We start from the raw sequence: 24,063 nt of genomic DNA on the forward strand, positions 1-24,063 counted from the left end.
CTTTGCATAAAAAAATCAAAGAAAAACAAACTAACTTCAATTAGGAATAAGGAGGAATAAGCATGAAAAATGATAGACATGAAGTATTTAATAAAAAATCCAAAAATGCGCTAAGTTTAGGGAAGATGATTGAAAATACGAAAGAAAATATTCAAGAGGCGGAAATTAGTAAAGAATTCGCATTTCCTGAAGAACTGGAAAATTTAGAGGAAAAAAATGCGCGACGTAAAACGGCCATTGCACAAATGGAAGAACAAATAAGAGAAGAAAAAGCCTTTCAAGCTAGAAAAAATTATTATAAATAATGCTTCAGTCAAAACGTTAATCTTAATGGGATTAACGTTTTTTTATTTAGTAAAAAGGCAGAATTTCAACTTTATGAATTTTTTATTGTGAGATATTCATTTTAACAATAAAACTCTCATACAGTGTTCTTGTGAGAGTGCTCATATTTTTCGTGCAATAGCAAAATAAAGTGGTTATCTATACTGAAAACTTGAAGGGAGGTTCTCATGAATTTATCTGACTTTTACCGTAATTCCGTACAGGAAGTTATGAAGAAGCTGGACGTAACACCATATGGACTGACAGACTACGAAGTGCGTTCTCGACATAAAAAATATGGCTATAATGAACTGAAAGAAGGTAAACAAAAGAATATCTTTCAAGTTCTGCTAGAGCAGTTTCAGGATTTTTTGGTCATTATCTTAATTGCTGCTGCCATTATTTCTATGTTTCTTGGTGATGTAGATAGCTCCATTGTTATTCTAATCGTACTTGTTTTAAATGCCGTACTGGGGACTGTTCAGCATGTAAGAGCGGAAAAATCGCTAAACAGTCTAAAGGAAATGGCGGCACCCGTTTCTAAAGTCATCCGTGAAGGAGAAGTAATTGAAATACCGTCAAGAAATGTTATTGTCGGTGACCTGCTCGTTTTGGAAGCTGGCGATTATATTAGTGCCGATGGTAGAGTAATTGAAAGCTATAGTTTGCAAATAAACGAAAGTTCGTTAACCGGTGAATCATTAGCCATTGATAAAATAGCGAACACAATCCATGAAAAAGAGCTTGCCATTGGCGATAAGAGGAACATGGTTTTCTCCGGGAGCTTTGTAACGAATGGTCGTGGAAAAGCTGTCGTTACTTCAATTGGAATGAATACAGAGATCGGTAAAATTGCCACTCTTTTGGACAATGCACAGGAGAAAAAAACACCATTGCAAGTGAGCTTGGATCGTTTTGGGAAGCGTCTTGCACTTGGCATTATTATTATTTGTTTAATTATATTCGGACTTGATCTAATTCGAGGGCGGGAGTTAATTGATTCCTTTATGTTCGCCGTTTCGTTGGCGGTTGCAGCGATTCCGGAAGCACTCAGCTCGATTGTGACGATCGTTCTGGCAGTGGGAACCACAAATATGGCGAAGGAAAATGCCATTATTCGTAAGCTGCATGCAGTAGAAAGTTTGGGGAGTGTATCGATTATCTGTTCCGATAAGACAGGGACACTTACGCAAAATAAAATGACGGTGCAAGAGGTCTATACAGGCGATCAAGTTCTGCCATTTAACGAGCTACAGCTAGTTAATCCAAATCACAAAAAATTGCTCGAATTGGCCATGCTCTGCAATAATTCCGTTGTATTGAAGGATAAGGAAATCGGGGATCCAACGGAATTGGCCCTCGTGAAGTTAGGACGTGAATATGACTTGAATGAACATATTGTACGTGGCCTTCATCAACGCGTTGGTGAATTACCTTTTGATTCGACTCGTAAGGTAATGAGTACAGTTCACCGCATGGGAAATCGTTCCGTCATGATTACAAAAGGTGCAGTTGATGTACTTCTGCCGCGTATTAGCCGCATTCATTCAAGTAATGGTGGGTCTAACATAACGACGCAGCAAGTAGAAAAAATCAATCACGTAAATGAAACCTTCTCAAATGCTGGGTTAAGAGTAATGGCGATTACGTATAAAGATTTATTTTCTCCTACCTTAACTGAAAAAGAGGAGCATAACTTAACTTTTGTTGGATTAATCGCGATGATGGATCCACCACGCGAAGAATCGGCACAAGCAGTGGCAGATTGTATTAAAGCGGGAATCAAGCCGGTCATGATTACAGGAGATCATAAAATTACTGCGATGGCGATTGCAAAGAAACTTGGCATTTTAAAAAATCCGAATGAAGCTATTGAAGGTAAAGAAATCGAAAAGCTTTCAGATAGGGAATTGAAGGCAAAGGTAGAAAAAATCTCAGTTTATGCACGTGTCTCACCGGAACATAAAATACGGATTGTGAAGGCATGGCAAGACAAAGGACATGTAGTCGCCATGACGGGGGATGGTGTAAATGATGCCCCAGCGCTGAAACAGGCCGAAATTGGTGTAGCAATGGGCACAGGGACAGAAGTTGCAAAGGATGCTTCCTCAATGATTTTAACCGATGATAACTTTTTGACGATCGTCAAATCGATTTCGAATGGTCGAAGCATTTACGCCAATATTAGTAACGCTATTAAATTCTTATTATCTGGAAACGCGGGTGCAATTATTGTCGTTTTATATGCAACGCTTTTTGCATTGCCTGCACCGTTTCTACCGATTCATCTATTATTTATAAATTTATTAACGGATAGTTTGCCAGCAATTGCGATTGGGCTAGAGCCGCATAATAAAAAGCTTATGAAAGAAAAGCCCCGTAACATAAATGAGCCGTTGTTAAATAAGAAGTTTGTTTCCCAAGTAGGGTTTGAGGGAGCGATTATTGCGGCAGTCACAATTATCGCCTTCCAAATTGGGTTATCGACAGGTGATACTGCAGTAGCTACAACGATGGCATTTGCGACGCTCTGTTTATCAAGACTGATACATGGCTTTAATTGCCGCTCCGAGGAATCAATTTTTAAACTGGGACTCTTCTCGAATTTAGCCGTGTGGATTGCATTTTTATTAGGATTTTCGATACTGAACTTTGTGCTAATTTCTGGATTATTTGAAGTAGCGCGATTGAACAACTTCCAATATTTAGTTATTTATAGTTTATCATTAGTTCCACTAATTATCATTCAGCTTCATAAACTATTTTTCAAAGCGAGTTAAAGAGAGCTGCTTGAATATAAAGCGCATGCATGAACTAAATTGCATGCGCTTTTCGATTAAATGCTACGCGAGATGGCAACTTTTTTAGGCTTTTAACATAACAATAAAGTTAACAAGGTTATGGAAGGGTGACGTCATAAGTACAACAGTTAAGCATTTCTTCGGTCAGGCAATGACAGGGCAGGGCATAAAAAATATATACAAGGATTTAATGAATGAGGCACAAGCGGTGTATTTACTAAAGGGTGCGCACGGCTTCAAAGTTTCCGAGCTGCTCAAGAACATCGGTGACTACTATGTTAAAAAGGGCGCTAATATCGAGTATTTCCATGATCCGTTATTTGAGGACACAGTTGAAGGCATTTTTATTCAAGCACCACATCGGATTTTAATTCTTCAGGCAACCAATCCTTCTATAGAGCCTACTGTTCTTGGTGGACGGGATCATGTCATTTCCCTTTATGACTGTGTGGATGAAGAACAGCTTTCAGCGAGTGAGGCATTATTCTCTTTAAATGAAAAAAAACAGACCTACTATAATCACTGCTTTGCTGCTCTTTCCAAGGCAATTCATATTCATGATGACTGGGAAGTTGAAACGAGGAAGTATATGAATTGGAGCGGATTGAATCAGCAATTTGCCTATTTGACGAATCAATTATTCGGTGAGACGAAATTGGATAAATCCAGTCAGCTGTCCCACCGGCTACTCGGAACGTTAACACCGGCAGGAGCACGTGATACCGTTCCAAGTATTACGCAAAACCTGGAAAAGAGATTATTCATCAAAGGGTATCCAGGGACAGGGAAATCCTCGATGATGAAGCGATTAGCAAAAGAAGCGCAGAGTCGTGGATATGATGTGCAGCTCGTATGGTGTGGGTTGGATTCTAATTCAATTGATATGGTCATTTTGCCTGAATTAAAGTTCTGTATTTTTGATAGTACTGAGCCACATGTCTATTTCCCGGATGAGAATCGTCCTGGAGATGAAATTTTCGACATTGCCAAGCACTGCCATCCAACAGAAGTAGAGATAAAGAACATTGATAGGCTTGTTGCACAATATAAAGCGACCATGCTGGAAGCGAAGCATTTTTCAAAGCTATATGCAGATGAAGAGCGGAAAGTCCGTGAAGCAGTGGATGTAGCTCTAAACGAGGATGAATTCAATAAACGGACAGTCCCGTTATTTGATCTCGTGGAAGAGTTTAAAGACCATATAAATGAACAACGCATATGATAATAGATGAATTATGAAAGGAATGATCAAATGTATTATCCTTATGGGTACCAATTTCAGCAATACCATTATCCTACGCATATACCGGTCAACCCATATGGGGGTACGCCAGGCAACGTAAATTATCCAATGTGGGTAAATACTACAGCCCCATATTGGCAAGGCGACTCCTCAAGTCATCAGGGAGTGATTTTAAAGGACTATGGAAAAAATCCGTTTGTCATCAATATTGAGGAAGCGGCGAGACAGAACCAGACGTATCGTACCGCTCTTTGGACAGGAAATCATCTACAGCTTACTTTAATGAGCATAAATCCTGGTGAGGATGTTGGGCTAGAGGTGCATCCACATGTGGACCAGTTCATTCGAATTGAGCAGGGCCAGGGGATTACCCAAATGGGGAAAACAAAAGATAACCTGAATTTTAATAGAATGGTATTTGATGGTTCTGCTATTTTTGTGCCTGCCGGAACATGGCATAATGTTACGAATACAGGGCAGACACCATTAAAGCTTTATACAATTTATGCACCACCAAACCATCCATTTGGTACGGTTGAACCTACTAAAGCGAGCCATGAAGAACATAGGAAATAGAATTGAAAAGTAAAGAGCGACTGGATGACCGGTTACTTTTTTTGAAGAAAAAACAATTTTATGACAAGTATTAATATATTTTTGGAGATTTATATTTTAAAATATCAAAACTCAACAATATTGATACTCTCACTCACACCCTAGTAATAACAAGGTATTGGAAGGTGATTACTAGGTTCAAAAGTGGGAGGGTTTTCTTGTGATTTAGGGCTATGTGAGGGTGTCGATCGCTAAATCCTTTGGTAAAAAGGGGTTTAGCGATTTTTTATTTCTCCTTCTGCACTTTTAAAGCTTCATTTCAGCCTGATACTTCTCACGATTTTCATCATATCAACCGATTAAGTACGAAAGCGAATTTAAATGGATAATATAAGATATTTTTATAAAAATAATGATGGATTTAGAATAGGAAGTGTGTAAGGTTAAAGTGAATTAAACTATTATTTTAACTATAAATTGTGATTTTGGAGACCTTAATAAATAAAAATAAAGAAATAAAGAAGGATAAGGCATTAAAGTATAACTCAATCTTACAATTGAAAGGAGTTCGACATGGAAATTAGAGATTTACATAATTTTATTCAAGTAGTAGATCATGATAGCTTTACCAAAGCGGCTGAGGAAATGTATGTTACGCAATCTTCTTTAAGTAAAAGTATTAAACGCTTAGAAAAACAATTGACTTCCGAACTGCTCGACAGAAAATCCAAAAAAGTAAAGTTAACAGATATAGGAATGTTAGTTTACCAACAAGGAAAAGAGATTCTTTATGCGATTGATGATTTACAGTTGCTTATCAAAAAGAGTAAAAATATAGAGGTGGGGCGTTTGAAATTAGGTATGCCCCCTTTAATTGGGACTTTATTTTTTCCAGAAATAGCAGAAACGTTCAATGATAAGTTCCCAAACATAAAAATTGAATTATTCGAACGTGGAGCAAAAAAGCTCGAAGAAATAGTTTTAGATGGAAAGGTAGAAATAGCATTAGTCGTCTCTCCATACTTTAAAAATAACATGTATGATATATACCCTTTTATTGAAGATGAGTTCTTTGTTTTTTTACATAAAGATCATGTACTAGCATCTAAAGCAGAAATTTCAATTAACGAATTAAGAGATGAAAAATTTATTATTTTCACGGAAGAATTTACTTTACATGACTACGTTATTAATGCATGTAAAGAAGCAGGTTTTTCACCAGAAGTTGTATATAAAAGTTCTCAATGGGATTTAATTTTAGAGTTAACAGTCTCTAGTAATGGTGTTACATTACTTCCGAGGTCAATCTATAAAAAGAATCTTAATCCTAATATAAAGTTAATAAAAATTAAAGGCGAACCTTTGTTATGGAAGCTTTCCTTCATAACGTTAAAAGATTCATACAAATCGTTTGTATTAGAAAAATTTATTAGTTTAATAAAAAAATAATTTAATATTCCTGTTAGGAATGATTAATATTCCTATTATTCCTTTTACTAACAATATCGTTTGTAATAGAATTTTCTGTATACAAAACAGAAAAAGGAGGGGTTTTATGGCTTTGTTAGGATTTCTAACAATCGGTGTATTTTTAACATTAATATTTACAAGAAAAGTTTCGGTAATTGTCGCATTAGTAATGGTGCCAGTAATATTTGGTCTAATTGGGGGATTTGGTTTAGAGCTAGGCGAGATGATGTTAAGTGGATTATCAACGGTTGCTCCAACAGGTATTATGCTTGTGTTCGCTATCTTATATTTTAGTCTTATGTTAGATGTAGGATTATTTGACCCAATGATTAAATTCATTTTAAAGGTTGTAAAAGGTGATCCTTTAAAAGTGGTAGTAGGTACAGCTATTTTAGCAATGGTAGTACATTTAGATGGTAATGGTTCAGCTACGTTTATCATTACAATCTCGGCTATGCTACCAATCTATAAAAAACTAGGAATTAATAGATTGGTTTTAGCTGGTGTTGTCGCTTTAGGTGCGGGTGTAATGAATATTATTCCATGGGGTGGTCCAACGGCACGTGCCATGACAACTTTAGGTGCTGAAGCTAAAGATATTTTTAATCCTGTCATTCCTGCAATGTTAGCCGGAATTGTCTGGGTTATTATTGCCTCGGCATTAATTGGATTAAAGGAAAGAAAACGTTTAGGTATTATTCAATTAGACGAGTCAGATTTACAATTTTCAGTTAGTGAAGAAGAAAAGAAATTAAGAAAACCAAAACTATTTATTTATAATCTTTTATTAACTATCGCACTATTAGTTTCTTTAGTAGGCGCATGGTTACCGATGCCAATATTATTTGTATTAGCTTTTGTAGCAGCATTAATGGTTAACTATCCAAAACACGATGACCAACAGGCGCGTATTGCAGCGCATTCTAAGAGTGTGCTTTTAGTTGCTACAATGATATTCGCGGCAGGTATCTTTACAGGAATACTAAATGGTACAGGAATGATTGAAGATATGGCACTTGCATTAGTAAATGTTATTCCTGATTCTATGGGGCGCTTTTTACCTGTAATTGTAGCAATTACTAGTATGCCTTTGAGTCTTGTTTTTACACCTGATGCATATTATTTCGGGGTGTTACCTGTAATTGCTGAAACTGCTTCTTCATTGGGCATTAACCCACATGAAATTGGACGAGCAGCAATTTTAGGTCAAATGACAGTTGGATTCCCATTAAGTCCCTTAACTGCTTCAACATTTATTTTAATTGGATTAGCACAAGTAGATCTAGTAGATCATCAAAAATTCATTTTTAAGTGGGCGTTTATGACAACAATTGTTATGACAATAGTAGCTGTATTGATTGGGGCGATATCTATATGAAAAAAAACACAATTAGAATTGGTGTAGGTACTGGGTTTGCTGGTGATCGTATCGAGCCTGCTGAAATTTTATTAGAAAAAGCTAATTTAGATTATTTGGTTCTGGAATGTTTGGCAGAGCGAACGATAGCGTTAGCTCAAAAAAGAAAAAAAGCGAATTCTTCATTAGGATATGATGTTCTCTTAGAGAAGCGTATGCAAAGTTTACTGCCTAAATTAAAAAACAAAGCAACACGAATTATCACGAATATGGGGGCTGCTAACCCACAAGCAGGTGCGGAAAAAATCTTGGAGATAGCAAACCAGCTAGGAATTTCGATTAAAGTCGCTGTGGTTACTGGAGACGATGTCCTTTCAAAAATTTCATTAGATGAAACGGTGTGGGAAACAGGCAAATCATTAAGTGACTATGGGGAAATTTTGTCTGCAAATGCTTATATTGGCGCAAATGCATTATTGTCTGCCTTACAATCAGATGCTCAGATTATTATCACAGGGCGTGTTGCAGACCCATCTTTATTTCTAGCACCAATGATACATGAATTTAAGTGGCCGCTTAACGAATTAGATTATTTAGCGCAAGGAACAGTGGTTGGCCATTTATTAGAGTGTGCAGGTCAACTTACAGGAGGGTATTTTGCAGATCCAGGTAAAAAAGATGTTACTGATTTAGCAAATCTTGGTTTCCCCTATGCAGATGTATCAAATGATGGAACAGCTATTTTTAGCAAGGTTGAAAATACAGGTGGTCAAATTACTTTACAAACAATGAAAGAACAACTGCTTTATGAAGTTTTGAATCCTACTGCATATACAACACCTGATATCATTGCCGATTTCTCGAAAGTGGTTTTTGAAGAAATTAATCCTGGCACTATTAAAGTAAGTGGTGTTACTGCCGTAGGGAAACCTGAAAAATTAAAAGTAAGTATTGGCTATAATGCTGGCTTTATTGGCGAAGGCGAAATCTCATATGCCGGAGAAAATGCATTAGCACGTGCTGAGTTAGCTGGGGAAATCATTTCTGAAAGAATTCGTCATTTATACACAGATTTTAGGGTAGATTTGATTGGTGTAAATGCTACTCATAGAAAAGCATTTAGACAAATCGAACCTTATGAAGTTCGACTTAGAGTTGCTGGTAAGACACAGAGTTCAAGTTTAGCAGCATTAATTGGTGAGGAAGTTGAAGCGTTATATACAAATGGTCCAGCTGGTGGTGGTGGGGCACGTAAAAATATTGTGGATGTCGTAGGTATCGTTTCTACTTTTATTGAGGAGAACCAAATCGAAATTAGTACTGAAAAGAAGGAGGTTCATTTAAATGAAATTATATGAGGTGGCACACTGTAGAACTGGTGATAAAGGTAATACTTTAACCATGTCAATTATTGCTTTTAAAAAAGAGAACTATCCATTGCTTTTAGAACAAGTAACAGTCGACAAAGTGAAAGATCACTTACAAGGCATCGTATTAGGAGATGTTGAGCGTTATGAACTTCCTTCTCTAGGAGCATTGCAATTTGTTTGTCACGAAGCTTTAGATACGGGAGTTACTACATCATTAGCAATGGACACGCATGGGAAAACCTTAAGTTACAGCATATTAGAATTAGAACTATCATAAGCCTTAAAATTAAGTTCTAAAAAAATAAGAGTTATCTTTTCAGGGGGGTTGAAATGGAGAAAGTATACGATTCATTTGAACATGCAGTAGAGGATATTACGAATGGTTCTACTATTATTGCTGGTGGATTTGGTCTGTGTGGTATTCCTGAGAAATTAATTGCGGCGTTAGAAAAAAAGGATGTAACAGATTTAACCGTTGTGAGTAACAACTGTGGAGTAGATGATTTTGGATTAGGTTTATTACTTAAAAATAAACAAATAAAAAAAATGATTGCATCCTATGTTGGTGAAAATAAAACTTTTGAGCAACAATTTATATCAGGAGAGCTAGAAGTCGAATTAACACCACAAGGTACCTTAGCTGAGAAACTTCGAGCTGGAGGGGCGGGTATTCCCGGGTTTTACACTGCAACAGGCGTTGGAACACCTATTGCAGAAGGCAAAGAAGTGAAAGAATTCGATGGTAAAGCGTATTTATTAGAAACCGCAATTAAAGGGGATTTTGCTTTAGTTAAAGCATGGAAAGCAGATAAAAGTGGTAATTTAGTATTCCGGAAAACCTCTCGTAATTTTAATCCATTAGCTGCCATGGCTGCTAAAATAACTATAGTAGAGGTGGAGGAATTAGTAGAGGTTGGAGAAATAGATCCAGACTTTATTCACCTACCGGGTATTTACGTTCAGCGTATAGTAGTTGGTCAAAATTATGAAAAACGCATTGAACGTCTCGTTGTAAAGGAGAATGCATAGTGTCTAGAGATGTGATTATAAAACGTGCTGTTCAAGAAATTTCAAATGGGATGTATGTAAATTTAGGCATTGGAATGCCCACATTGATAGCGAATAATATACCTTCAGATTATGAAGTGTTTCTACAATCTGAGAATGGTTTGCTTGGCATTGGGGCTTACCCTACGGAAGAGCAAGTAGATGCGGATTTAATAAATGCGGGTAAAGAAACTGTTACAGCTAGCAAAGGCGCTTCATATTTTGATAGTGCAGAAAGCTTTGCTATGATCCGAGGGGGACATATTGATGTAGCGATTTTAGGTGGAATGGAAGTCTCTCAATACGGTGATCTAGCTAACTGGATGATTCCAGGAAAACTAGTTAAAGGTATGGGAGGAGCAATGGACTTAGTAGTAGGTGCAAAAAAAGTTGTTGTGATTATGGAGCATACGAATAAACATGGTGAAACAAAAATTAAACAAACTTGCTCTCTTCCACTTACAGGTAAAGGTGTCGTTCATCGATTAATAACTGAATTAGCAGTTTTTGATTTCAAGGATGGAGAAATGATTCTCATCGAATTACAACCAGAAGTCACATTAGAGGAAGTTAAAGAAAAGACAGAAGCTTCATTTGTTGTGAATTTATAAAAGTGATTAATTGCTCTTTGAAGATAGGAAATAGGTATAAAAAATGTAATATTAGCCCACTTCCCCATAAATGTAAAAAATAGAAGGTTGAAATTTCCACTTATACAATAAAATCAACAAAATCCCCTCTCAATCCTTGTAAGCCAAGGGTTGAGAGGGGGTTTTTCTGCGTTTCAACCATCATAAAAAATTCCATTCGCAAATGTGGAAGAGTGGAATTTTGCAATTTCTATCTACACCGAGGCTACTTCTCAAAGTTTGAGGGAAACTCCCATTTTATATTTGGACTTCTTTTATACGTTTACTCTATGAGAACCACTTGTTCCATATTGTTAAATATTTTTCCGAATTATTAAGAGAACGAACGTTTCCTTATAACATCGCTCGCCTCTCCTGTTTTTCCATCATCGTACTATATTTAATATTTGGAAAACTAAATTCTCTTTTAAGGCTATAAAGTTCAGTTAAAAAGAAAATAATAAGTTGTGATAGAGAGCTTTTTATTATAAAGGAGGACAACTCATGAATCGTTTTGAAGAAAAAGTCGTAATTGTAACGGGTGCAGGCTCGGGATTAGGACAGGCTGCAGCATTACAGCTGGCAAAAGAAGGCGCTAAGCTAGTGCTCGTTGATATAAATCAGGCCGGGTTAGATGACACAAAGAAAAAGGTGCAGGAAGTTGCTTCAAATGCAGAGACGCTTCTAGTAACAGCAAATGTTGCAACGGAAAGTGAAGTAGAGAACTTTGTCAATCAAACGGTGGAACGATTCGGCAAGATTGATGCCTTCCTCAACAATGCTGGAGTAGAAGGGAAGCAAGATTTAACAGAAGACTATGGGGTCGATGAATTCCAAAAAGTTGTCTCGATCAATTTAAATGGTGTATTTTACGGTATGAAGTATGTTTTGAAGGTGATGAAGGAACAAGGCTATGGATCGATTGTTAACACGGCGTCTGTCGGTGGAATCCGGGGGGTCGGAAATCAGTCAGGCTATGCTGCGAGTAAGCATGGCGTAGTTGGATTAACAAGAAACTCAGCGGTTGAATACGGTGAGTACGGGATTTCTGTAAAAGCAATTGCCCCTGGTGCGATTATGACACCAATGGTAGAAGGATCTTTGCGTCAAATAGGCGGCGATAACTGGGAAGAAGCAGGCAAACAATTTGTACAAGGTAATCCGATGAAACGCTTTGGTAAACCAGAAGAAATAGGTTACTTAGTGGCGTTTTTATTATCTACTCAAGCTGACTTCATTAATGGCGCTGTCATCCCAATCGACGGCGGGCAATCTTATAAATATTAATCAATGACTTATAAAAGCGAAGTAAAAAACGCTTTTATAGGTTTTTTATTTTTCAAATGGTCGGTTCTCAGTAATTCAATCCTTCAAAATGCGGCTTTCGATTAAATATTTCACTTCATATTTCCGAGCCAATCCTTTTAGGAACTTTAATAGTCCGCTAAAATTCGCTTCTTCCAATAAACGTTCATACTGCATTTTTTCTTCGGCACTGGCACATTTTTTAAAGTATCCCCACATATGCTGGCATGCATTGCGCATACTGCCGTTTGTTGGTTTTTGGTTAAGTGCATCTGTTATGAGCTGAGCGACCTCGTCATACGATAAATTATCCTTCATTGCTTGCCGGATGGCGTTATAGTGTTTCTGGCTATGAAACATTACATGATATTTTTCCTCCCGCCATAAATGCTCAGTATGCTTTTTGTTCATGCAACGACACCTCCTGCTTTTTTGTCATCATTATATAAGATAAAGAAAAGTTTTACATTTGTTAAGAAATCGCCTCGATATTAGTATGTAAAAAATTGTATAATATATTAAGAGCATATTTTTATGGTTTTTTCATTATGATGGGATATAAAAGAAATACCTTTTAAATTAACTGAATATACTTAAAATTTATAGGAGGAGGATTTTTTATGCTAAACGATCTTGCACCTAGCTTTGAACAACAAGAAGATTTATTGAATCCAGAGCAGCCAGCTGTTCAAGCTGCCGAAACATTATTCGTTAATGAATTTACAGATGGGGTACTAAATCCAAACGCACCGATGTTGGGACCAGTTAAAGATGGTGGTACGATTATTGCCAATACAGCACCGGGGTGTTGGGGACCGATGATTACGCCGATAATACGCGGTGGACATGAAGTGACAAGACCTGTGTATGTGGAAGGCGCGGAAGTAGGGGACGCAATCGTTATACAAATTAAGTCGGTCCAAGTGACATCGATTGCTACATCTTCGGGGACGGATGAAGCGCAGGTGGATCGATTTATCGGAGATCCATTTGTAAAAGTGAAGTGTCCGGGCTGTGGAAAGCTGCATCCGACGACCATCGTACAGGGCATTGGCCAGGAGTCGGTAAAATGTGTTACATGTGGCACAGATACTACACCGTTTAAAATTTCGAATGGCTATACGATGGCGTTTAATCCTAAAGGTGATATCGGCTTGACTGTTGGCAGAGAAGCGGCGCGCCGAATTGCCCAGGATGCCAAGAACTTTATGCGAACACCAGAAAAGTCTGTCCAAAACCCCATTACGGCATTTGGACCAAGTGATTTAATTGGTGTCATGGCAAGAATGCGGCCCTTTGTAGGGCAGCTAGGAACAACACCATCCAAGGCAATGCCGGATTCCCATAATGCCGGCGACTTTGGCTCATTTTTAATCGGAGCACCACACGAATTTACGATGACGGAAGATGAGCTTGATATCCACCGCACAGATGGACATATGGATATAAACCGTGTCCGTGAAGGGGCTGTAGTCATCTGTCCTGTAAAAGTACCAGGTGGCGGTGTTTATGTGGGGGATATGCATGCGATGCAAGGTGATGGAGAAATTGCCGGCCATACGACAGATGTAGCGGGTATTGTGCAGCTACAGGTGAGTGTCCTAAAGAAAGTGAACTTGGAAGGGCCGATTATCCTCCCGAATGTAGAGGACTTACCGTATACAGCTAAGCCATTTTCTAAAGAAGAGAAGCGCATAGCACGTGAGCTGGCGGAAGAGTTTGGTGTGAAGCAGGTGGAAGATAGTTTCCCGTTATCGGTTGTCGGTACAGGGCAAAATTTAAACATAGCAACAGACAATGCACTTGAGCGTATAGCAAAACTGTTTGAACTAACGGTCGATGAGGTGAGAAACCGCGCGACTATAACGGGCTCGATTGAAATAGGTCGCCATCCCGGTGTCGTAACCGTTACTGTTCAAATTCCTAAATCATTTCTAAAAAAGGCTAGACTCTTTAAAACAATCAAACGCCAGTACGATTAACGAGTAATGAAGAGTTTTTATCAATTATTTTTCGGGAAACAGAATTGTAATAGAAAAATAGAAGGGATGATGCTATGCAACCATTAATCAGGAAAATAGAAGCAATTGTCATCTCCATTGGCGTTCAGTCGGGTATGGGCACTATAGAAGCCGTAAGTGAAAAGGACGAAAGTAAAAAAGCGATTTTTCAAATTACATCAAAAACGCCATTAATGACAAAGGACGGATATCAAATCGGTATTTCGGCCATCCCTGTGAAGGCGAAAATTATTGTGTTCGTTGACTCCAAAAGTCCGTCGCCCATGGTTTCACCCCCACATATTACACCACTGCTCGTTATTTTTGATCAGTATGACAAAAAAGGGGAAGTATGTGTAGGTGCATTTGATAAAATGCTCTATTGCGAACAGCTGAATCTGAAGCTCCATATTAATGAATCAACGGAAATAGTGGATTTAACCGGGAAGCGAGTGGATCGGAGCGAATTGACTGAGAAAATGCTATTTGTCTTCTATGACCGGGCAACACGCAGCATGCCTGTACAAGCAAATCCATCAAAACTGATTGTTACATCTATTGAGCATACTAAATAGTGAAAGGGCATATCGATTGCTACTTGAGTTCGTATGAGTACACCACCATTCTAATCCGGACTAGTAGAGCGGTATGCTTTTCTTATGGAAAAAATTAATTTTCTTTTCATGCACTTCTAAATTTTGTTATATTTTTTATAGAGAATAGGCGTAGGGAAGGAGGGTGATATTGTTGTTGCTTTCATTTGATGAGCAGCTCTTTCAACAAACGAATGGACAAATAGGGGAGAGGCTAGAGCAAGCTTTGGAAGAACGATCTCTGTTTGATAAACAACCCCCTATTTGGGGCGCCCCCATGTATAGTGACGACTTTTTGCTAAAGCAGGAGCGTGCGGAGAAATTTTGTTTTCAGCTATTGAAATACTATTGGGGTAAATTTAATTTGTTTTTTTACGATTCTTTTAGCAAGGCCAATATGAATGTCGATATGGCCAATGAAAAGATGGAACAATTTTTTGCAGAACCACAAAACAGTAAACAACTATTCACATTTTTACATACGCAAGGGGAAGTCGAATTTGATCAGCTTATAGAATTTATTTTTGCAAAGCCTATTAGAACACCGAGTTCACAAACAGGGCTTACTAAAATCTATGTATATAAAATCAACAATTGTTTTCTTGTACAGCCCATCTATTGTGAGCACGAAAAGTTCTGGCAGGTAATTGGTGCCAAAAAAATATATTCGCTATTTCTACAGCTTCCTTTGAAGAAAATTTCACGCCCTGCGGAATTAATGACAACCTTTAAAGCACTGCTTGTCGGGCAATTAACCGTTAATCGAGTGGCGACAATCGTTCATAAGCTGGTACAAAAAATCGATTTCGAAAATCCGAAATCTGATGAATTAAAGCAGCTCCATCTATTGAATGTCCGCACACATTTTACGAGTGGGCGCCGCCATATGTTAAAGCTCCGCAAATGCATCTATACACTGCAGCGGAATTGGTCGACCGGGCAGTTTGCGCTCAACAACAAAGAGTACACGCTGCTCGGATACATGCTATTCCAAGAGGCTGTTTTTAAAAAGGATTACAAAAATATTTTGATGCAGGGTATGTACTTGATTGAAGAAGAGCGATTGAATAACCACGCCATTGAGCTTGTCGTAGAATATACGGATGTATTAAGCAGCATGAATCCACAGCCATACGCACTCGTTAAGCATTATCGAAAAAACTATTTAGAGCATGTTTTTTATGAACTCATTGATAGCATAGTAAAAGAGGAGAAATTTGAGCAAGGGATCGAGTTATTGAAAAACTATGAGCTTGTAACTTGTACAGCAATTTTCGAGCTGTTGCAATCTGCTGACTATGAGGATATTCTACATAAAATTGAGGCAACGGTTCAGCGCGATATCGCCATTTTAGTGGACGGCTCTATCCATAAAGTACGGGAATCGCTCGCGACCTGGCAAAGTGAATATTTGAATGCGGGGAGTTCGTATCATGCGATTGCTATAATGTCATCTCAGCATGTTTGTAATCTCCTGAAAATCCTGTTTTATGCAGAGGAAGATAACTTAGTGGAAAAGTTATTGGCCGTATATAAGAAGTATTTACTCGTACCGGCTCATTTTCATAATTTGCGTCAATTTATTGAGCATCGCGTGATGGTAACCCGTTAACTAAAAAAGCATAGTTGAAGAAAGGTGAATCAATGATTCTTTGGAATCGGGATTCACCTTTTACTTTTAATTTAAGACGCCATCTTCTGTGAGTTTTTCGATATCATCTTGACTATAGCCGTAAGATTTTAAAATTTCCGCCGTATGTGCGCCCATTTTTGCCCCGACATATTGATAGGTAGGTTCTACACCGCTAATTTTTAGTGCTGTGCCAATTTGGCGTTGTGTTGAGCCATCTGATTTTTTCACATCAACGAGCATATTGCGTGCCTGGATTTGTGGATGGTTGCACGCTTCATCGAATGTTAGGACGGGTTCAACGCAGCCGTGAAAATCTTCATTGAAAATTTCAAGCCATTGGTCAAATGTTTTCGTGCAAAAGGCGTCCGTTACCGCTTCTTTAAACCGCTGCTGTGTATAGGATGAATCATTGAATGTGCTGTCGATTAGTTCCGGAATTTCAAGTGCTTCGCATAATAGCTTACGGAATTGTGGCTCTAGACTGCCGACCGAAAAATACCGCCCGTCTTTTGTACGGTAATAATCATAAAATGTTCCGCCATTTAAAATTTCCTCTTCTGGTTGAGGAGGTCGCCCGCTTCCAAGGTATTGAGTACCGTATAGAGCATTCATCGCAAACATGGCATCAGTCATGGACACATCAATAAACTTTCCTTCTCCGGATTTTTCGCGATGCAGTGCCGCTGCCAAAATCCCGATGGCAGCATGCATAGTCCCCCCGGCTATATCTGCAATCTGAATTCCCATAGCAACAGGTTTTTTGTCCTTTAAACGCGAATGATTCAACACACCGCCAATTGATAAATAGTTATTGTCATGACCCGGTCGTGTGGCAAATGGACCCGTTTGACCGTAACCTGTAATAGCACAGTAAATAAGGCGCGGGTTGATCTCGCGCAGTGTATCATAATCAATGCCAAGACGTTTCATGACACCTGGTCGGAAACCTTCGATAATAATGTCGTAATCCTTCACCAGCTTTTTAATGATATCAACGGCTTCTTGAGATTTCAGATTCAGTTGCAATGATTTTTTCGAGCGGTTTAAATGCTGATGAATGTAGGATTCTTTCTCATCATCATAAGGCGGCATTATACGCATTAAATCCACTCGTCGATTTGATTCGATATGAATGACTTCTGCTCCTAAGTCTGCAAACATCATCGTTGCAAATGGTCCCGGTAATAGTGAACAAAAATCCAGTATTTTTAATCCATTTAAAATTGTCATGCCCATCCCCCTTATTAATTGCACGTTGTATTAATACAGAAAATTATAAATTTAACAGTATTATAACAGCTTGCGATAAAAATTCCTATATTTATCCTTTTTATTATAAAAGATGTATGTTTTATTTTTGGCTGTACTAATTAGAAAACAGCAACCCCTTTTCAATAGTATTCTATTATTATATTTTAAATACTCTGAAAATTATAGTGCGAAAATAAGCAAATGTAACAAAAGTTGTAGAAAAAAGTGGGTGTTTTAGACAATCATTCACAAATGGGACAAGTAAAAAGTATTGAAAAAAAGGACCGTATTAAAAGTAATGATTACTCTAATACGACCCTGTGAATTATAAGGAATAAAAATTGATAGTAAAGTAAGGCAAGTTTTGACTATTGAATTCTACACCAACAAAAGCGTGGGTAAATTCCTCACGCAAAATGTTCTCCCGGTGAGTCAAGGAATTCATTAACGCTTCATGTGCGTGAATGGCGCTATATTGGCCACATGCTAAGTTTTCTCCCCACCAATTAAATGTCATCCCACCATTTTTCATGCGGGCACCCGCTCGTAACCCCTGCATATCCATATGACCGAAATAGTTGTTAGTGGCCATGTTCATGCTATGGCTGCGGGCAATAACATTATATTCGGGTGTATATTGTAGCGGATGTAATCCTTCAAAAACGCGGGATTCATTCATTAAATCCATCATCAAATCTTCAAACCCGTCCCGTAAAGCTATTGATGGCACAGCAAAGAAGCCTACTTTGGACATCTCTGTCTCGGCATCAATCGCCATAATTGATCGAACTTGAAAATTTTTATGTACATCATAAAAGAATGTCACATATTGGCGATCGATTAAATAAGTACCACTTGTTTCAACATTGTATTTATCATCATAATACTGTCTGAAGCGTCGATTGTTTTTCGTAATATGTGTTATTGGTTCACCGAATAGGGCTTTTACTGCCTGACGCGAGTCGCCGATGGAAATACCGCAGATCACTTGCCCAATGCGAGTTTCATAGCCGGCTACCGCAATGCTATCTTTAATGCCAATTAAATGAAAATCGGTATAGTTTAACGAGGGGTTGTTCCATTCTAAATCATATTCTGATGCAAAAGTTTTGACCGTTGTTGTTTTTGTGACTACCGTAGACTCAGTTGTTAATGGAATAAGAACGTCTGGATTCATCTCTTTCCCCTTTTTCGATTTCAATGAATATCTCACATAATATTATATTTATATTTTATATTTCAAATTCTATTACTCACGAATACTATATTAGCGTAATTCCTCATGAAATTTCATAGGAGATGATTGTATATGGGTGAAATAACTAGTGAAGTCAATATATAATAAGTGAAAAAACACCTATTTTAAAGTTAATTATTTCCTTATTTAACTATTTCGTAATAGAAATATATAGAAATGATAATTAGAATTAAAGTTCATAAATTAAAAATATAAATGTATTAAGGAGTAAAATATAACATTATAGTTTATTTTATTTCAATGTAATTTTGAAATTTACATTTTCGTCATTTCAAACTAGGTAGTTAGAACTGTTTTTGTATGACCTATGAAAAGGTGAACAAATTAATAATAAAATCAATGAAAATAGACAATTATATACGGCGTCTTGCAGCTGTTATCATTTGTGTATCGAAGGCTTGTGATTAGAACTATTTTGGCGGGGGTAAAGTATGAATGGTTGGCTATTTATTAATAGAACGGTTTTGCTTTTTGATTTTTAAGTCGAAAAGCAAAGCCGTTCCTTTTTGTTTAAAGAGAAGAAGAGGATACTTCTTTTAAGTAATATGTGAACGATTTTCCTTCTTTAAAAAGAAAAACTACATAAATTTGATACAGTTTTGTGCACTATCGGCCGATATAAAGAGTGTACGTGCTAAAAAGATGTACCATGATTCGACACTTCAAAAAAGGGGGGTTCTCTAACATGGATTCGAAAAAAGGGAAAAAGCTTTCGAAGGCTACAGTCGCAACAGTTTTAGCAGCGAGTGGTGTCATAGTGGCAATGCCGCAGCAGACAAATGCCTATTCATTTAGCGATTTAAATCCATTTGCAGATTATTATGAGCCCATTTTAGATTTAGCTAGCCGCAAAATTGCGACAGGCTACTCAGATGGCACATTTAAACCAAATCAAGCCATTACTCGGGAAGATGCCGCTAAAATGCTGGCACTAACGATTGATGTTAATATAACAAATCCAAAAAACCCAGGCTTCAAAGATGTACAGATGAGCAATCCAAACTACCGCTACATTGCAGCATTGGCAGAGGCAGGGGTTATTAACGGGTATTCCGATAAAACATTTAAGCCAAAAGAACCGATTACTCGCGGGCAAATGGCGAAAATTTTAACACTTGGTTTCAAATTTGGGGTTTCCTCAAAGCTTAACCATGGGTTTAAGGATGTTAACGCAAAAAATGCGAATGCCTACTTCATCCAAACACTATATGATCTGAATGTGACGAAGGGTAAGACACCTGTTTCATTTGATCCATTTAATACAGTAACACGCGCACAAATGGCAACATTTATTTGGCGTGCGGAAAAAGCAGATCGAGGCAATCCTGTATATGCGATTGGCGATATTACTGGCAATCAAATTTACATAAACGGTGTTGCACATACGATTGCGCCACATTTACGAAGCATTTTAAATGCAGCGAATAAAAATGTATTGCAAGGTGCCTTTATTGAAGGCAATTTTTCAGGAAATACGGTTCAAAACATTTCGAAGCTGACGATTAATGCGAGCGGAAATTCTTCGCGATTATTGGCGCTTGATGGTGGCTATTCTTCTTTTGCAGGAGAGCTTATTGTACATGGTAGCTATGTGCGTTTTAAAAATATAAACTTTACCGGGCGTGTGGAAGTGGCGGAAGCACCGAGACGTTCGCTTGCTTTACTAAGTAATATACGTATTGCAAGTGTTGGCAATGTTGCATCATTCATCGATTGGGAAAAACCGACTGTCCCAAAAAATGAAGAGTTCCTGAACCCAATTGATAAAGAAACATTACAAGAGAAACCAGACCCAACAAAGCCACCTCATTTACAGAAGTATACGGACCGCATGTCGAACTTAAAGAAATATGTCGACTTTGAAAACTCGGATATCCGTCATCTATATGTAACGTCAGATCGTACATTTGTAAAAGCCAATTACGAAATCGACCGTCTGACATTACAAGGAAATGTGGCAAATGTTGAGCTATATGCAAGTCCGAATGCTATGTACATCGACACAGACTACAATGTATCGGTTTTTGGTGTGCATGATATCCAGTATGTATACAAAAACACATTAAAAAATGTGTCGTTTAAAACAGATAGTACATACGACTATTATTACATTACTTCAAGCCATGGCTTTACCGATATTGGCTCACATGTTTATATTACGAACGCAATTATTCCGCCAAACAAAACGGTGAATGATGTTTTTGATGATTATAAAACGGATGATCCGAACATTGGCTATATAAAAGATGAAAATGGGAAAGCAGTAGATCGTGATCCGGTAGAAAATACGATTATTCCGGATGTTACTGGACCAAAGATTACGCAGTTGGATGTGGCTGCTGGAGGATCGACAGCGGACGTAACATTAACGGCTGATGAAGATGGAACTTACTACTATGTTGTAAAACCGGCTAAGGAAAAAGCTCCAACAATTAACGAGATTAAAACAGGCGGCACTAAATACAATGGCAACGGTCCACTCGTAATGGACGAGCCAGTTAAGTTTACAGTAAACGGCTTAGAAACAATGACAGATTATGTTATTTATGCCATTGTCATCGATAAAATGGATAACGTATCGGAAAAAGAGGAGCAGGAATTCTCGACGATTGATAACCGACCACCTACATTCCGCTTGGACAAAGGGGAAACAATGTACGGCGGGAAGCGTGTACAGTTTGTCATTAAAGGAATTACAGAGCCTGGAGAATATTACTATTATATCCGTGAGAAATCACCAGTTACATTACCTGATCCAACTGTTGATGAAATCATGAAACGTTATACAGGTAAAGGTACGATTGCAAAGCCTGACGATGTTGTCATTACCGAAACAAAATACGGTGCAAGCCCAGCGATAGGCGACATTAAGCCAAATACAGAGTACGAAATTTATGCTGTAATGGTGGATAAATCAGGAAATAAAATGCGCAACCCCGCTCCGAAAATTACATTGAAGACGGAAGCGCCTGATACGACATATCCGTATGTACTGGATCCGCCAGAGCTTCAATTGGCAGATAAGGAAAAAGGCTATTTTTATATTAACGTAAGTGAAGAACTGGACAAGGCAACAGCTGAAAATCCGGATAACTATTTATTATCCGGTACAGGTATTGTGAATATTTCCGGACATAAGGAAATGAAACCAGTCGAGGTACAATACTCGAACAAGCGAATTCGCTTAACGATTCCTGCAGTCAGCTCTCTAGTAAACGGCGATACGATTGTCGCGACAGTATTAAAAGGTGTAAAAGACTTAGCTGAAAATGAATTTGAAAATAAAGAGACAGTAGCGGTAGGTGTAGAACCAAGAAACTACGCTCAGTACAATCACACGGATTCGGTGAAACCAGAATTAACAATTAAAAATGTAATTACTGGTCCAAATAAATATGAAGTAGAGGTAGAGGCAAAGAAAGCCGGTACTTATTACTACATGATTTTACCGAATGATTTTGATTTTAAAGATATTACGAGTCGTGATTTTGTAGATGAATTTTCAAATGATTCGGAAGTTGTGACAGGGAAATTCCAAACAACTACACCTTTAGGTAAGCAAAATGCTTATATTGGGAACGGTCAAAACCCTGCGCCATTAGGAACATTTAAGTTCGACGTAACAAAACCGGGAACACCTCCCCGGGACCCGTTTAAAAGCTACAAAATTTACATGGTGTTAAAGGATCGTTCGGGACAGCTTTCGGAGATTATGAATAAAAATTTAATTGATGATGTAAAGCCACCGTTAGTAACAGGTGTCATGATTGAAAATGTGAAAGATAGCGATACACAGATTAAATTCACAGCCAATGTCGATGAGAAAGCAAACTTCTATGTATTACCTGTAAGAAAATATAAAAAAGAAACAGTAGATGGCAAAGAAGTAGATGTATTAAATACTGATTACTTTGATGCATCGGGAATTTTAAAAGATATTACGGCTGTGTTAAGCACAACAGCCAATGCACCAGATTTATTTAATAAGTTTAAATCTTTAGGGGCAAAGGATATAGGTGGTTCAACAGGTAAAGGTACATTTATTGATATTCCAAGGGAAAATCTTCTAAACTTAACAGCTCACGAAGAATATGGCTTCTATATAGGGGTAGTTGATACAATTGGAAACTTTACAATTTTAGAGAAGAGTTCAGCCGTAGTAATTGAGGAAGACGAGCCAAAAGGTCCGCAGATGAAGAAGACGCTTTATATGGATGGCACAAACCCTCATATTAAAAATGATGGATTAGTTACTAGACAAAGTAATTCATTTAACTCATCGTTTATGGAAACCACATTTACAATTACATTTAATGAAGCAATTATGCGTCAGGATGATTTAAGCGGATTATCAAATTATAATAAGACGGCAATACCGGCAAGTGGTACGTTTAATCTATCCTCAATTTTGGAATTTAACGGTGCAGATATTAACGATTATGAATTTGTAAGTTATTCAGTAGGTACAAGTACTACAAGCGAATCTAAGTTAATTATTCGTCCGAAAAATGCACGAGCAGCTATGCAAACGTTCCGAGTGAAGATGAAAGAAGATACTACAGGAGCAACTGTTTACGATTATAAAGATCAAAATGGCTTTGATACGACGAAAATTGGAACTTATATTTATCCAGCGTCTATTATTAATCAAATGTCAATTGCACAATTAAGCACACCTTATGTGTTAGATACAATAGTAGAAACAAGTTCTAAAAAGCTAAATTTATCTGTAGATTTTGATGTAGATTTAGGTTTAGTACAACGTTATTATTATGCAGTTGTTCTCGGAACAACGACGATTAAACCGACTGCTGAAGAAGTGATAAATGCAGTAAGAACTAATACTGTATCATCAAGTAGCCCAATTTATATTTATGGATCCGATATGATTGACGGAAGCGCAGGTAAGAGTCAAGTGTTGCCATTAGAAACAGGTAAAATTAGAGCGTCAGATGTATTCAAAACAGGACATAAAATTTATATGTTTACCGTTGATAAATACGGAAATATTGTATGGGCAAAACATAAAACAATGGCACAAGATTATATTGAAATCACAAAGTAATAAATATTTTATACCTGGTGTGAAAACAGTACAAATAACAACAGATTCAAACCAATCTTACAGTGGCCAAAGCTACGTAGGATTGGTTTTTTATGTTAAAGATCATAAAGGCATAATTTATTAATAAGGTTTTGACGATTCACAAAAGGCGCTTCACTCTGC

Annotated in this window: 18 protein-coding genes; 15 read left to right on the forward strand and 3 right to left on the reverse strand. The window is 37.6% G+C overall.

All coding sequences use genetic code 11. The features are described from left to right. Nucleotides 1-62 precede the first annotated feature (62 nt). The 11 genes from SNE38_RS14770 to SNE38_RS14820 all read left to right on the forward strand — a co-directional run bounded on the left by SNE38_RS14770 (nt 63) and on the right by SNE38_RS14820 (nt 12,083). The gene (locus SNE38_RS14770; protein WP_191704830.1) at nt 63-305 is read left to right on the forward strand and encodes a spore protein Tlp; all 243 of its coding nucleotides are present in this window, start codon (nt 63-65) and stop codon (nt 303-305) included. A 207-nt stretch (nt 306-512) separates the two neighbouring features. Continuing rightward, entirely contained in the window at nt 513-3,104 is a 2,592-nt protein-coding gene (locus SNE38_RS14775; protein ID WP_191704831.1) for a cation-translocating P-type ATPase, read from the forward strand. A 211-nt stretch (nt 3,105-3,315) separates the two neighbouring features. Continuing rightward, the gene (locus SNE38_RS14780) at nt 3,316-4,347 is read left to right on the forward strand and encodes a nucleotide kinase (protein WP_336046794.1); all 1,032 of its coding nucleotides are present in this window, start codon (nt 3,316-3,318) and stop codon (nt 4,345-4,347) included. Nucleotides 4,348-4,377: 30 nt separating this feature from the next. Then, nucleotides 4,378-4,944 (forward strand): cupin domain-containing protein, encoded by a 567-nt coding sequence (locus tag SNE38_RS14785; protein ID WP_191704833.1) that lies wholly within the window; start codon nt 4,378-4,380, stop codon nt 4,942-4,944. 552 nt (nt 4,945-5,496) lie between these two features. Beyond that, on the forward strand, nt 5,497-6,372 hold the full coding sequence (locus tag SNE38_RS14790; protein WP_191704834.1) for a LysR family transcriptional regulator: 876 nt from the start codon (nt 5,497-5,499) through the stop codon (nt 6,370-6,372). Between the two features lie 106 nt (nt 6,373-6,478). Further along, a complete protein-coding gene (locus SNE38_RS14795; protein ID WP_191704835.1) occupies nt 6,479-7,771 on the forward strand; it encodes a CitMHS family transporter in 1,293 nt (430 codons plus the stop codon). Continuing rightward, nucleotides 7,768-9,108, forward strand: coding sequence for an acyclic terpene utilization AtuA family protein (locus SNE38_RS14800; RefSeq protein ID WP_191704836.1), 1,341 nt, complete (start codon nt 7,768-7,770; stop codon nt 9,106-9,108). The genes SNE38_RS14795 and SNE38_RS14800 overlap by 4 nt, the downstream gene beginning before the upstream one ends. Beyond that, entirely contained in the window at nt 9,095-9,397 is a 303-nt protein-coding gene (locus SNE38_RS14805) for an AtuA-related protein (RefSeq protein WP_191704837.1), read from the forward strand. The genes SNE38_RS14800 and SNE38_RS14805 overlap by 14 nt, the downstream gene beginning before the upstream one ends. A 53-nt stretch (nt 9,398-9,450) precedes the next feature. Further along, nucleotides 9,451-10,149 carry a CoA transferase subunit A gene (locus tag SNE38_RS14810; RefSeq protein WP_191704838.1) on the forward strand — a complete coding sequence of 233 codons (699 nt, stop codon included), beginning with the start codon at nt 9,451-9,453 and terminating at the stop codon, nt 10,147-10,149. Then, entirely contained in the window at nt 10,146-10,778 is a 633-nt protein-coding gene (locus SNE38_RS14815) for a 3-oxoacid CoA-transferase subunit B (protein WP_191704881.1), read from the forward strand. Before SNE38_RS14810 ends, SNE38_RS14815 begins: the two co-directional genes overlap by 4 nt. A 522-nt stretch (nt 10,779-11,300) precedes the next feature. After that, complete coding sequence (locus tag SNE38_RS14820) at nt 11,301-12,083, forward strand: glucose 1-dehydrogenase (protein ID WP_191704839.1); 783 nt, start codon at nt 11,301-11,303, stop codon at nt 12,081-12,083. 75 nt (nt 12,084-12,158) lie between these two features. Here SNE38_RS14820 and SNE38_RS14825 read toward each other — a convergent pair whose 3' ends face one another. Then, nucleotides 12,159-12,512: a YbgA family protein gene (locus tag SNE38_RS14825; protein ID WP_191704840.1), complete on the reverse strand. Its 354-nt coding sequence runs from the start codon at nt 12,510-12,512 to the stop codon at nt 12,159-12,161. Nucleotides 12,513-12,721: 209 nt separating this feature from the next. On the opposite strand from SNE38_RS14825, the gene SNE38_RS14830 reads away from it, so the two are divergent. The 3 genes from SNE38_RS14830 (at nt 12,722) to SNE38_RS14840 (ending at nt 16,306) form a co-directional block, all read left to right on the forward strand. Continuing rightward, nucleotides 12,722-14,083, forward strand: coding sequence for an acetamidase/formamidase family protein (locus SNE38_RS14830; RefSeq protein WP_191704841.1), 1,362 nt, complete (start codon nt 12,722-12,724; stop codon nt 14,081-14,083). 74 nt (nt 14,084-14,157) lie between these two features. Further along, nucleotides 14,158-14,676: a hypothetical protein gene (locus SNE38_RS14835; RefSeq protein WP_191704842.1), complete on the forward strand. Its 519-nt coding sequence runs from the start codon at nt 14,158-14,160 to the stop codon at nt 14,674-14,676. A 169-nt stretch (nt 14,677-14,845) separates the two neighbouring features. Then, nucleotides 14,846-16,306, forward strand: coding sequence for a Fe-S-cluster redox enzyme (locus SNE38_RS14840; protein ID WP_225223865.1), 1,461 nt, complete (start codon nt 14,846-14,848; stop codon nt 16,304-16,306). A 66-nt stretch (nt 16,307-16,372) separates the two neighbouring features. Here the strand turns inward: SNE38_RS14840 and SNE38_RS14845 are convergent, their stop codons facing one another. Both SNE38_RS14845 and SNE38_RS14850 read right to left on the reverse strand, forming a co-directional pair. Further along, complete coding sequence (locus SNE38_RS14845) at nt 16,373-17,557, reverse strand: CaiB/BaiF CoA transferase family protein (protein WP_191704843.1); 1,185 nt, start codon at nt 17,555-17,557, stop codon at nt 16,373-16,375. A gap of 346 nt (nt 17,558-17,903) precedes the next feature. After that, nucleotides 17,904-18,755 carry a CAP domain-containing protein gene (locus SNE38_RS14850; protein ID WP_336046795.1) on the reverse strand — a complete coding sequence of 284 codons (852 nt, stop codon included), beginning with the start codon at nt 18,753-18,755 and terminating at the stop codon, nt 17,904-17,906. 766 nt (nt 18,756-19,521) lie between these two features. Here SNE38_RS14850 and SNE38_RS14855 point away from each other — a divergent pair. After that, the gene (locus tag SNE38_RS14855; protein WP_336046796.1) at nt 19,522-23,901 is read left to right on the forward strand and encodes an S-layer homology domain-containing protein; all 4,380 of its coding nucleotides are present in this window, start codon (nt 19,522-19,524) and stop codon (nt 23,899-23,901) included. Nucleotides 23,902-24,063: the final 162 nt, after the last annotated feature.

This window comes from Solibacillus ferritrahens (genome assembly GCF_037027585.1).
Lineage (GTDB): Bacteria > Bacillota > Bacilli > Bacillales_A > Planococcaceae > Solibacillus > Solibacillus ferritrahens.

Bases quoted from the DNA above. Each gene is read 5' to 3' on its own strand.
- SNE38_RS14770 (WP_191704830.1), top strand. From the start codon at position 63: ATGAAAAATGATAGACATGAAGTATTTAATAAAAAATCCAAAAATGCG.
- SNE38_RS14775 (WP_191704831.1), top strand. From the start codon at position 513: ATGAATTTATCTGACTTTTACCGTAATTCCGTACAGGAAGTTATGAAG.
- SNE38_RS14780 (WP_336046794.1), top strand. From the start codon at position 3,316: ATGAATGAGGCACAAGCGGTGTATTTACTAAAGGGTGCGCACGGCTTC.
- SNE38_RS14785 (WP_191704833.1), top strand. From the start codon at position 4,378: ATGTATTATCCTTATGGGTACCAATTTCAGCAATACCATTATCCTACG.
- SNE38_RS14790 (WP_191704834.1), top strand. From the start codon at position 5,497: ATGGAAATTAGAGATTTACATAATTTTATTCAAGTAGTAGATCATGAT.
- SNE38_RS14795 (WP_191704835.1), top strand. From the start codon at position 6,479: ATGGCTTTGTTAGGATTTCTAACAATCGGTGTATTTTTAACATTAATA.
- SNE38_RS14800 (WP_191704836.1), top strand. From the start codon at position 7,768: ATGAAAAAAAACACAATTAGAATTGGTGTAGGTACTGGGTTTGCTGGT.
- SNE38_RS14805 (WP_191704837.1), top strand. From the start codon at position 9,095: ATGAAATTATATGAGGTGGCACACTGTAGAACTGGTGATAAAGGTAAT.
- SNE38_RS14810 (WP_191704838.1), top strand. From the start codon at position 9,451: ATGGAGAAAGTATACGATTCATTTGAACATGCAGTAGAGGATATTACG.
- SNE38_RS14820 (WP_191704839.1), top strand. From the start codon at position 11,301: ATGAATCGTTTTGAAGAAAAAGTCGTAATTGTAACGGGTGCAGGCTCG.
- SNE38_RS14825 (WP_191704840.1), bottom strand. From the start codon at position 12,512: ATGAACAAAAAGCATACTGAGCATTTATGGCGGGAGGAAAAATATCAT.
- SNE38_RS14830 (WP_191704841.1), top strand. From the start codon at position 12,722: ATGCTAAACGATCTTGCACCTAGCTTTGAACAACAAGAAGATTTATTG.
- SNE38_RS14835 (WP_191704842.1), top strand. From the start codon at position 14,158: ATGCAACCATTAATCAGGAAAATAGAAGCAATTGTCATCTCCATTGGC.
- SNE38_RS14845 (WP_191704843.1), bottom strand. From the start codon at position 17,557: ATGACAATTTTAAATGGATTAAAAATACTGGATTTTTGTTCACTATTA.
- SNE38_RS14850 (WP_336046795.1), bottom strand. From the start codon at position 18,755: ATGAATCCAGACGTTCTTATTCCATTAACAACTGAGTCTACGGTAGTC.
- SNE38_RS14855 (WP_336046796.1), top strand. From the start codon at position 19,522: ATGGATTCGAAAAAAGGGAAAAAGCTTTCGAAGGCTACAGTCGCAACA.